The 13,195-nt window shown below is 44.9% G+C and carries 3 protein-coding genes; all 3 read right to left on the bottom strand.

What is annotated here, in order from left to right:
- Nucleotides 1-1,480 (bottom strand): condensation domain-containing protein (locus C1T29_RS11555; protein ID WP_231516560.1); only part of this gene is annotated, 1,480 nt, incomplete at its 3' end.
- An 18-nt stretch (nt 1,481-1,498) separates the two neighbouring features.
- Nucleotides 1,499-9,178 (bottom strand): non-ribosomal peptide synthetase, encoded by a 7,680-nt coding sequence (locus C1T29_RS11560; RefSeq protein WP_103750583.1) that lies wholly within the window; start codon nt 9,176-9,178, stop codon nt 1,499-1,501.
- Nucleotides 9,179-9,202: 24 nt separating this feature from the next.
- The coding region (locus C1T29_RS11565) for a non-ribosomal peptide synthetase (RefSeq protein ID WP_208945702.1) at nt 9,203-13,195 on the bottom strand (3,993 nt) is incomplete at its 5' end.

Genomic DNA, 13,195 nt, shown 5'->3' on the forward strand with positions numbered 1-13,195 from the left:
CAGCGTACGTCAGCGAACCGCCTGAAAATCGAATGGCTGTCCGTTCCGGTGTGAAAGCCGCCTGTCGTTCAAACAGAGCATGCAGAGTTGGGGCTTCAGGCGAAACAGATACTGACCTGTTGTTTTGAGAAACGATTTTCCGTGTTTTGTTCTCATCAAGCAATGTCATCTTTGACACAGGAAGAGATGGATCAGAGATGACGTCAGAGACCATGTGCAGCAAATAATCTTTTATTTCGGACATCATGCTTGGTTGATAAGCGCTGGTCTGAAAATGAATCCGAACGTACAAGGTACGGCCAGGGATCACTTTGACACTGCAACTATAATTGGTCACCTCTTCCATCTCAAAATCTTTGACGGAGAAATCAAATGATCCAACTTGATTCAGTTCTTCGATCTCTTGCTGGGTAGGTGTATTTTCAAAGACGATAATATGATCGATCAACTCTTGCTTAAGAGCACTCTGCGCCTGAATATCATACAAGGGGAAGTAACTATAGGCTTCTGCCTCATTCATGTCCTTTTGCATTCTCCTGACTAGGTCAGAAAAAGACAGAGAATCACTTTGGGCTCGAATAGGAATGGTATTGATAAAAAGCCCGACCATGTTTTCCACATCTTTTAGCTCAGAAGGTCTGCCTGATATAACTGAACCGAACACAGCATCGCTGCTGCGATTGACCTTTTGAAGAATAATCCCCCATAAAGCTTGGAAAACAGTGTTTAGTGTCGCACCAGAAGCTGCTGCGATTTTCTGTAATTCGGCGGTTTCTTTTTCGGGAATGGCAAACGTGATCTGCTGTAATGTCCCATTCGGAATTTGATCTGTTCTTTTCGGCAGGGGTGTAGATTTTTCGAAATGCTGAAGCCGCTTTTTCCAGTACTCAGCTGCTTCTTCACGATCTTGCTGCATCAGCCATTTAATATACGTCCCGTACGGCTGTACGGGAGGCAAATCAGGAAGCTGGCCTTTACCCAGCGCTTGATAAATGTGAAGAAAATCTTTAATGACAATGCCTAAACACCAGCCATCCATTAAAATATGATGGTGGCTCCAAATACAGACATAACGATCAGGCGCCCATTTTAAAATAGATATTCTCATTAGTACATCCGTTTGCAGATCGAATCCCCTGGATTTATCCTGCTCTTTGAATGCCTCTGTACAATGTTCTTTATCTTTTTCATTGAGATGAGAAATATCTTCAAAATGAACATGGCAAGGACGTTGCTTGAGCACGACCTGACGAGGCTTGGCTACATTTTTATAGATGAATGCTGTTCGAAAGATATCGTACCTGTCAAAAACAGCATCCATACTTTTCTGGAAACGCTCCAAGTCAAGCTGTCCATTGATCGTAAAAGAGGCCTGTTCAAAATAAGCTCTCGACTGTTCATCATACAATGAGTGAAAAAGCATCCCTTCCTGCATAAAAGACAAAGGGTATATATCCTGTATTTCGGGTTGCTGCGGCATCAGATGAATCTCCTCTCCCTATAGTTTGTTGACGGCTCCCATAATCTCGTTCAATTCATCAAGCGTTAAATCTTCATCAGTGAAATCCGATGCGCTCCATTCTCGGCTTTCTTTGCCCGTACAATGCTCAATGATGTTTTGCAGTGTCTGTTCAAAATGCCTGGCAAATGTTTGGATTGTATTTTCCTCAAATTGTAGCCTGTTATAGATGATGTGCAGGTTCAGGCATCCCGAAGAAATGGCACCGCTGATATCCAGTACATAAGGCCGCTCCCAGTTCGGGCTGATCTCATTTCCTGGCTTGATGTCAGACACTTCAAAGGCTTTTGATTGGATATCCTGATCAAATTGACCTAAATAATTAAAGCTGATTTCCGGGCTGTTTTTCTCAGAGTCCCATTTTTTGCTGATATATTTCAGCACACCGTAGCCCACACCTTTATGCGGTATACGATGCAGCATGTCTTTTGTCTGTTTAATGAGGTGGCCTAGGCGCTCATCGCTATTCTTATGTTCAGAATCGCTCATATCAAGCCACACAGGATAAATGGAGGTGAACCAGCCAACAGTTCTGCTAATATCAATGTCGTCAAGATAGGATTCCCTTCCGTGGCCTTCCATGCTGATTTTAAATTGGTTATTGCCCGTCCATTGCTGCAAAGCAAGTCCTAAAGCTGTCAGAAGGATATCATTCATCTCCGTGCTGTAAGCTTTATGCACAGCCGTTAACAGTAATTCTGTATGATGGCGGGACAGCTCAAAATCAATCATTTCTGTATCTTTGAATGTGTTAGGTGCTGCGTCATTGTCTTTTGGAACAGGCTGAATGTGACGGTTCTCGCACTCATCCCAATACGCTGCTTCGCGCTGCACTTGGCGGCTTTTAGAGTAGTCAGCTATTTTTTGTGAATACGTTAAATATGAGTCTGTTTTTTGCGGCAGTTGAATAGATTCTCCTGAGACTGCCTGTTTGTAAGCTGTTGAAAAATCCTCAAACAAAATGCGCCAAGAAACCGCATCAACGACTAAGTGATGAATCGTCAGAAACAAATGGTCACCATTCTCGGTTCTGTACAATCCAGCGTGAAGCAAGGGGCCGGTTTCCAAATGCATATGCTCCTGCATCTGGCTGGCTTCTTCCTTAATCCTGTTATGTGCGTCTGTTGCGTTGTCCTTTACATCAAACAGTTCAAAAGCATATAGCTCCTCATCTGGCAGACCTATGCCTCTGTTTAGCTGAACCGGACTGCCGTTTTCATACCGGCATATGATTCTCAGTGCGTCATGATGGGTTACCAGGCTTTTTAGCACCTTTTTGAGCGCAATCTCGTCAAATCGTTCAGACCGGTAGAGCATAACGGACTGGTTAAAATGATGGCTTTCCAGAGATTGCGAGAAAAACCATTGCTGGATAGGTGTCCAAGTGATCTCACCTTCGACCGGACCTTGGTCAATGACGCGTACGGCTTTTTGGACACGAGCGGACAGTTCACCAAGAGTCTGATGTTCAAACATCTCACGTACTGTCGTTTCATATCCGCGCTGCTTCAGTCTGGCACAAACCTGCAGCGCTTTAATAGAATCTCCGCCCAGTTCAAAGAAATTGGCGTTTACGCCCAGCTCATCTACATTAAGAAGCTCCTCCCAAATTTCAGCCATCACCTTTTCAATCTCATTTCTTGGGCTGATATCATCAGCAGTATAAGTGTGTTTTTCAGGTTCCGGGAGAGCTTTCTGATCAAGCTTGCCATTAACAGTTAGCGGGATGCTGTCAATCTGTATCAAACGGGCGGGCAGCATAAAGTCAGGCAGCATGGTTTTTAGAGAAGTCCGGATGTCTGATATATTCGCAATTTGTTGATCTTTTATCACCATGTAAGCATATATAGCTGTTTGCCCTTGCTCGTCTGCTCTGGTAACGACAGCCGCCTCATTAATCATTGGAAGCTGGAGAAGAGCCGCTTGGATTTCACCCAACTCGATGCGATGTCCTCTGACTTTAACCTGATCATCAATGCGTCCTAAGTATTCCAGCTCGCCATTTGACAGGCGTTTAGCAAGATCTCCCGTGCGGTATAATCTGTCTCCCGGAAGGTATGGATTGGGTACAAAACGGTCAGCGGTCAACTCATCTCTGTTTAGATATCCCCGTGCCACACCTTCACCGCCTATATACAGCTCCCCTGGAACTCCGATAGGCAGCAGATTCATATGAGCGTCCATCACATAAGCCTGCAGAGTTGAAAGAGGCCGGCCGATATTGCTTTTATTTTTTGCAATATCTGCTGCGGACAATTTTTTGAACGTTACATGTACCGTCGTTTCTGTAATACCGTACATATTGATGAGATCGGTATGAGGATATTTTTCATTCCAGCTTTGAAGCATGCCTGGCTGTAAAGCTTCACCGCCAAAAATGACGTAGCGGATGGTTAATCGATCCGAATGGTTTTGATCTTCATGCATCAGGCCGTAAAAAGCTGTTGGGGTCTGATTGAGTACAGTGACGCGTTCTTTTTTTAACAATAATCGAAATGCCTGGGGATCACGGGCTGTTTCCTTAGAGACCACGACTAGTGTGCTTCCGTTCAATAACGCACCAAACATTTCCCATACAGAGAAATCAAAACAATATGAATGAGAGAACGTCCAGATGTCTTCATGGCCAAATTCAAAAGGTTGGTTTTGATGCTTTAAGAGACTGATCACATTGCGGTGCTCGACAATGACACCCTTTGGCTGGCCAGTCGTTCCGGATGTGTATATCACGTATGCAGGCTGATCTGTTAATATTTGAATGTTTAAATCAACCGGAATTGAGTCGTTTTCGCCTTCATCGATATACAAAATATGTCCGTTGTAGCCTGCGGGCTTGTTTTGACTGCGCTCTGTCAGCAATATCTCTGTCCCGCTATCATTGAGCATAAAGCTAATACGTTCCTGAGGATATTCAGGATCAATCGGCAAGTAAGCCCCTCCAGCTTTTAAAATCGATAAAACACCAATGACCATATCAGGTGACCGATCGAGCATCAGACCGACGATATCCCCAGCGCTGACTCCTCGTTTGATCAGCAGAGCAGCTGTCCGCTCGGCTTTTTCATTCAGCTCTCGATAGGTAAGCTGAGAGTCACCGCACACCACTGCGGGATGCTCCGGATGTTCAGCGGCTTTTTTTTCAAATAAGCTTACAATGTTTTCATTTCTTGGATAAGCTGCATACTGTCCCATTTTTTCAAGGAGCAAGTCACGCTCTTCAGAAGGAAGCAATTGAATATCCGAAATCCTCATCTCGGTATCCGTCGTTACATTTTTTAACAGATCAATAAAATAGGATGCCCACCTTGCAATGGTCTCTTCTTCAAAAAGAGCAGTGCTGTATTCAAAACGGCAGCGAATTCCGCCAGAATGCTCCTCAGCGTGCAAGGTCAAATCGAATTTAGATATATCGTGTTTAGGAGTGACAGACGAAATCGATAGACCCGGCACTTCGAACTGAAAATCATCACTGCTTTGAAGCACGAGCATCGCATCGAACAGCGGGTTGCGATTTACTTCTCTATGTGTATCGAGCTTATCTGCCAGCTTCTCAAAAGGATAATCCTGATGCTCATAAGCTGTCAGAGCCAGGTGGCGAATGTCCTGCAAATACGAGCTGAACGTTTTGCGGCCTTCGGGCTGGCAGCGAATTGCTAATGTATTGACGAACATCCCGATGACGCGCTCCAGATCGGCGTGCGGTCTTCCGGAAGCAGGCGAGCCGACAACAATATCCTCTTGTCTGCTTAGCTTAGATAACAAAATAGAATAGGAAGCCAGAAGAATCATATACAATGTTGTTCCCGTTTCTGCCATTACACAGTGCAGCGCATCAGCCGTGTCTTTATCAATGTTGACTTCGATTGTTCCGCCGCTGAAATCGGGGAGACGCGGTCTTGTTTGATCAAGCGGTAAATCTAATACAGGAAGACTCCCCCCTAGCTGATTGAGCCAATAGGCCTCCTGTTTTTTGTGTAATTCTTCAGGATACTTCTCTTGCTGCCAAACAGCAAAATCTTTATAATGCACGCTTAATGCCGGAAGCTCTTTTCCGCAATATAAGTCAGTAAATTCTTGGACTAAAGTGCTCATCGAGACACCGTCAGCGATAATATGATGCATATCAAGCAGCAAAAATCCGCGGTTATTGCCCATCGAAACGAGACATGCTCTAAAAAGCGGGCCGGACGATAAATCAAACGGTTTGATAAAGGACTCAATTGCAGATTCAAGCATTTGGTCTGATTCCATTTCAAGCTCTTTCAGATCAAAGTCCATCTCAGGATAAATATGCTGTACGGGTTCTCCTCCATCAATCACAAAAACAGTCCGCAATGCTTCATGCCGAATCACAAGTTCTGTGAGAACGCTTCTCAGCCGCTGACGATCGAGGTATCCGCTTAATTCAAGTACAGCGGGCATGTTATAGCCTGTGCTGTCATCTGCCAGCTGATGAAGAGCATATAATCGTTTTTGTGAGAAAGACAGCGGATAGACATCTCTTTGATCCGCAGGTTCAATCTGTGTAAAAGCATGTTCTTTTAAGCTCATCAATTTGACAGCCATGCTTTCAATTGTCGGATTTGAAAAAACTTCACTGATCGGCAGCTCAATATTAAGCTTTTTATGTATTCTTGATACAAGTAAGGTCGCTTTTAAGGACTGTCCGCCTAACTGAAAGAAATCATCACGAATGCCGATTGGCTGTTTATTCAGCACATCTTCCCAAATACGTGCGAGATCAGCTTCGATTAAGGTTCGGGGCGCCATATATGTGAGGCTCGTATTTGTTTCAGGTTCAGGAAGTGCTGAGCGGTCAAGCTTTCCGCTGGATGTTAATGGCATTCGGCTGATGTTGATCATACTTGCTGGAATCATATAGGACGGCAATGTCCCAACAAGATGCCGATACAAATCTGGGAGACTGTTTCCCTTTTCCGGAACGATATAAGCAACAAGCTCTTTTTCCCCAGCAGAAACATCACGGGCCAGTACGGCTGCTTCCTTTACACCTGGTATCTGTCGAAGAACCGTTTCAACCTCTCCCAGTTCAATGCGGTAACCCCTAATTTTCACTTGATCATCAAAACGTCCAATATATTCAATCGTTCCATCCGGCAAAAAACGGCCTGCATCACCTGTTCGGTATACGCGCTCCCCTTCAAGGAATGGATGATCGTAGAATACTTTCTCTGTCAGCTCCGGCTGTTTGTAGTATCCTCTCGCAAGGCCCGCGCCGGAAATACACAGTTCGCCCGCCGCGCCGATCGGCTGCATCTGATTTCCGTACAAAACAAATACCTTCGTGTTTGCTATCGGGTGTCCGATCGTGATCCTCTCTTTTTCGTTCAGTTGACGCAATATTGTAGTTGCCACACTATTTTCGGTCGGCCCGTATTCATTTGCCAATTCTGCAGAAGGACAAATCTTTTCGCTCATTTTAAGCAGGTCAGGTGTGACCGCTTCACCAGCAAATGTCACAATACGAAGACTTTTTGCATCCTCAGCAGTCATCACTTCCAATAACACCCGGTACAGGGAAGGAACAATGATCATGTGATTGACCTTATAACAGGCTATTTTTCGCTTAAGGGCTAGCACATCCTTCGCTTCGTCATCCGTTGTCAGCAATACGCAAGCACCGGATAAAAGCGGGGTAAATAAACTCGTTACACAGCCGTCAAACACGTATGAAAACAAATGGAGGGATATATCCTGTTCGGTCATGCCATACTCTTCCCGTCTCCATTGCAATGTATTGGCAATGCCTTGATGTTCAACAAGAACACCTTTAGGCTGCCCTGTCGTTCCCGACGTATAAATTAAGTAGGCAAGATCACCAGGCGGCACATCTGGAGCTGCTGATTGATGGCTTTCTGTTTGTTCTATCGGTACAATGTTTCCTTCATAGTGCGGCGGGATAAATGTCATAAGGTCTTCTTCTATCAGCATTTGAGCCGCTTGACTGTCCTTCAGCAAGAAAGAAAGACGTTCTGTCGGAACATTTGGATCAAGCGGCATATAAGCGCCCCCCGCTTTCCAAATCCCAAGTAAAGCTGCTGGCATTTCCATTGACCGCCTCATCATCACAGCGACGATATCTCCAGATCCAACCCCTTTTTCTATGAGAGCATGCGCAATCTGATTGGCCCTTCCGTTTAATTGGCGATAGGTCCAGCATTCGTCTCCCATTTTCAATGCAGCCGCTTCTGGTGTTTTGTAAGCTTGTTCCTCGAACAATTGGGATATCGTTTTGTTCACATAAGGACGCTCTGTTTCATTAAACAATTGGATAACCTGTTGTTCCTCTGGCGGCACGATATTGATGTCACTGACGGCAACATCGGGATGTGTCACAATGCATTCAATCGCTTGCTTTAGATGGCCTTGTATCCGCAGCATCTCCTCACGTTCATAAACGGCTGCGTTGTAGCTGAATTTGATATAAAATGATTCTCCCGGAACGATCACGATATTAAAGTCGTAATTGGTTTGCTCAGACATTGAAATGTCACCCAGCTTCAGCGCATTTTCCTCATTCTCGCTCTCGATGCGTAATGCCTGATCAAGCTGTACAGGATAATTTTCAAAAACAAAAATATGATCGATCAAACCTTGCTTCAATGGACTATGGTTTTGAATGTCATAAAGCGGATAATACCCGTGCTGTTCAGATGATAAAAAATCCTCCTGCACAGATTTGGCCAGCGAAGAAAACGTCATGCCCTCAGCAGATCGAATTCGCACTGCGACCGTATTAATAAACAAGCCGACCATTGATTCAATCCCGTCAATCGCTGACGGACGTCCAGAAATAACGGAGCCAAAAACGACATCATCAGCGGCATTATATCGATGGAGAAGCACGCCCCAAATACTCATAAACAACGTGTTTAGTGTGACTCCCCATTTTTGGGCGGCCGCAGTCAGTTTCTCAACCATTTCCGGCGCTAAAGAAAAGCGAACCTGAGCGGCTTCGTAATCCCTGTCCGCTGGGCGGCTCTTTATCCGGGGAATAGAAGCAGTATTCCCGTACTCCTTCAAATATCCGCTCCAATAAGCAGCAGTCTCTTCTTGGTCTTGTTCTCCGAGCCATTCAATATAACGGCTGTACGGCACCGTCCTGCCAAGCTGTACAGGCGAGTTATTTTTGAGTGAATCATACATGCTGAAAAACTCTTTCAGAATAATGCCGAGACACCAGCCATCCATGATGATATGGTGATGTGTCCAGACACATGTATATTGGCTGTCGCCTCTATCAAAAAGGGCAAGGCGCATTAATGGATCTTTTTGCAAATCAAATCCTTTTTCCCGATCCTTGGTCATAAAAGCATCAATCAGCGTCTGCTGGTCTTGATCAGCCAGGCGAGAAATATCTTCTCTATATACTGTCAATTCACGGTTTGACAAGACTACCTGCTGCGGCCCTGTAAGATCTGGTACTTCTTTAATGAAAATTGTTCTGAAAATATCATACCTTGAGACAAGAAGGTTTAAGCTCTTTTGAAACGAGTCGATACATAGATTGCCTGTGATCGTAAACGAGGTCTGTTCGACATAGGCTTTTGAGCTGAAATCCATCAGTGAATGAAACAGCATTCCTTCTTGCATGTGCGATAACGGATAAATATCTTGAATTTGCGCCGATTGTGCCATCAATTCCACACACCTTTTCAAAAGTTAAAGATCTTTCACCAAATTTTCGATGCTAGATAATGCAGACAACGTTAATTCCTTATTGCTGAAATCACTCAGCGTTTTTTCGCGTGCTTTTTTCTGTGAACAATGCTCAATCGTCTCGATAAGATGCCTGTGAAAACGATCCATAAAGCACTCAATCGAGTGTTTGCTGAATACTTGGGTGTATACCGCTTTTACGTGAAGCCGTCCGTCTGTAATGAGAGCATTGATGTCCAGCTCATATTCTCGTTCTCTCTTACCCGCTATTTCGTAACGGGGCTGGTAATATGACAATTGAAACGTTTCAGCTTCCTTCTCTTCGCTAAATTGGCCGAGATAATTAAAGCTGACCTCAGGCTCTTTATGACGCAGTTCTCCTATGTGTGTTAACAATCCGTAACCAGTTCCTTTGTTCGGGACTCTTCTCAGCATATCTTTTGTCATCTTAATTCGGTATGCGAGCGGATCCTCGAAAGGCTCGGGAATACCCATGTCTAGCAGAATAGGATAAATGGAAGTAAACCACCCAACTGTCCGTGAAATATCAATGTTTGGCACATGCCCTTCTCTACCGTGTCCCTCAGTGCTAATCAGGATTCGGTCATGCCCTGTCCATTCAGAAAGCGCCATTCCTAAAGCTGTAAGCAAAAGTTCGTTGACATCAGTGCCATAGGCTTGCTGAGTTTCAAACAGCAATTTTTCAGTCCAGTCTCCGGATAGCACAAACGCTTGTACATCGCTGTTCATTTGGAGTCTGCCCGGCACATTTTCTATGTCTTTAGGAAGAAAAGCAGTGTGAGCGTCTAAAATCGTTTGCCAATACGTTTTTTCTGAAAGCAATTGTTTACTTTCAGCTATTTGGGCAAGACCATTGGCGTAGGACAAATAAGAATCGGTTTTAGGCGGCAATTGGATTTCTTGTTTTTCTAAAGCCTGCTGGTATGCCGCCGCTAAATCCTCAAGCAGAATCCTCCAAGAAACACCATCCATCACTAGATGATGAAGCGCAATCAAAAGATGATCCCCTTCTGACGTTTTAAACAAACCTGCTTGCAGCAGAGGTCCTTGTTGTACATTCATTTTGCGTTGAATGACGGTTTCCTCAGCCGCTAGTTTTTCATCAAGATGAGCTCTTTCAAGCGATACGTTTGTCCAATCTGAAATATAAAGGCCAAATAGTTCATCATTCTTGTGATTGATTCCGCGATTAAACGGAATGACATGGCCGTTTTGGTCATGCTGGAAAACCATGCGAGTGGCATCATGATGCTCGGTTATTTTACGCAGCGCTAGACGAAGCGCGTTAGCATTGAATCCTTTGTCACTGAAAAGCATGACGGACTGGTTGTAATGATAGTAAAAAGCATGGACCTGTCCGAAAAATCTTCTCTGAATCGGGGTGAGTTCAGCTTCACCTTCCACAGGTCCCTGGTCCGCTTGAGATGCCAATGGTGTGATATGTCCGCATAGTTCCTGAATCGTTGAATAACGGAATAAGTCGCGTATTGTCATGCTCCAGCCTTCAGCTGCCAGCCGTGCTGCCACTTGTAATGCTTTAATTGAGTCTCCGCCAAGCTCAAAAAAGGAATCGTGAATGCCGACTCGTGACATGCTCAGTACATCTTCCCATATGTACGCCATCGTTTTTTGCATGTCGTCAACTGGTGCGGTATATGGACGAGACAACACGTCATTTGGAGCCGGCAAGGCATTTCTGTCCAGCTTTCCGTTTAGGGTCAGCGGCATGTTTTCTAAAGGAATCAGATGTGCAGGAATCATATACGCTGGCAGCTCCTTTGTTAAAGCAGCACGGAGAGCATTCGTATTGACATCTGAAGGCACAATGTATGCTGCCAAACCTGCATGTCCATTCTTATCATGCTGAACGGCAACAACAGCTTCTCTGACAAGCCCCGTTTGAAGCAGAACACTTTCAATTTCTTCTGTTTCAATTCTGTATCCATTTATCTTCACCTGATAATCCATTCGGCCAAGAAGCCGGATCGTTCCGTTCGGAAGGAAGCAGGCGCGATCGCCGGTTCTGTACAGCCTTTCTCCAGAGACAAATGGATTTTCTGTAAATTTCATTTTCGTTAAGTCATTTTTATGATGATAGCCTTTCGCAACACCTGCCCCGCCGATGCATAGCTCGCCGGCAACACCGATCGGCTGAATTTGATCAGTCTGGCTGAGTACGTACATGCGTACATTCGGTAGAGGGCTGCCGATTGGTACGGTATCGCCCGTACACTCTTCACCCATACTTGTTTCATAAAAGCTCGAATCAATGGTTGCCTCTGTGACGCCATAGCTATTGATGATGCGCATGCTTTGACCAAATCGGTCTGTCAATGTTTTGAAATCTTGAGCTTTCACCATGTCGGAACCAAGAATCAGTATATCTAGGTCAGGAAGCTTGAGCTTGTTACGGTATATATACTCCATAACCGGAATAATGAGAGCCGGTGTTGACTCCATTATCGTAATTCGCCGGGCGCTCATGATTCCATATAATTCAGCAGGCTCCAGCCTCTTTTCATCTGAACAAATGATTAGCGTCCCGCCGTTTGTCAATGATCTCGCCAAATCTCCTGAAAAGACATCGAATGAAAAGCTCGCGATTTGAAGCAGTCTGACAGGCTTCCGATCAAGCTCATAAATTTGACGCCAAGCAAGAGCAGCATGAGTAAAGTTCTGATGGGTGACAATCACACCTTTAGGCGCACCCGTCGTTCCTGACGTATAAATGATATATACCGCCTCTTCAGGAGCAGGAGATAAGTTAAGGTTGCAGTTACTTTCTTCATAAGAGCTCTCATCGTCAAGGCAGATGTGAGACATCTCAGATTCAGGCGAGTTCGAAATCAAATGCTCCAACTCTCTCTGTAAAAGAAGAATATCTGCCCCGCTATCACGAAGAATGTATTCAATACGAGCTTTTGGATAGTGTGAATCGATTGGGATATACACTCCGCCAGCTTTCATCACTGCCAGCACGCCAACAATTGCATCAATGGACCGCTTGGCTAAAACTGCCACAGTTGGCTTCGGACCTTTTCTGTTTTGCAATGTTCGTGCCAGACAATTGGCTCTTTCATTTAGAAGCCGATAGCTAATCTCTGTTTCGTTATCAATAACAGCTATATGTTCTGGAATTTCTTCAGCTTTCGCCTCAAATATGCGATGAAAAGGAACATCACTTTGAGCAAATTCAACTTGAGTTTTGTTAAATGTAGTGAGAATTTTTTGTTTTTCTTTTTCACTAATTATATTTATTTGTGAAAGCCTTGTTTCAGGATTAGAAATGACCGCATGCAGTAATTCGATAAAATGAGCTGCCCAGCGTTCAATCGTATCTTTCAGGAACACTTCTGTACTAAATTCCAATTCGCAGCATACGGCTTCATCTGTTTCGGTTGCTATTAACGTGATATCGAATAAAGAAATGTGATGTGCGAATGTGGCAGGACGGACTGTTATCTCTTCCAGATCCATCTCCTGCTTTTCCATATTTTGAAGGATAAACATCGCATCAAATACTGGATTCCGGCTCATATCCCTTGTCAATTCAAGCTTATCGACAAGCTCTTCGAACGGATAATCCTGATGCTCATAGGCTTCCAATGCAATGTCGCGCACTTCCTGCAAATACTGTACAAACGGCTTCCCGCCCTCCGGGCGTGCCCGCAGCGCCAGCGTGTTCACAAACATGCCGAGTATCGGCTCCAGATCCTTGTGCGGACGTCCGGCAATTGGCGAGCCGACGATGATATCTTCCTGTCCGCTTAAGCGTGACAATAACGCTGTGTAGGCCGCAAGGAGCACCATGTACAGTGTGCTTCCGTTCTCCCGTGCCAGCTTGTGAAGCCCTGATGCGGCCTCTTGATCAAGCGTAAATGAGACCTTGTCACCCGCAAAGCTTCGCACCGGCGGGCGGGGTTGATCAGCCGGGAGATCCAGCACCGGCAGCTCGCCCTCGAGCTGCTTCAGCCA

It is taken from the genome of Bacillus sp. MBGLi79 (assembly GCF_002953915.1).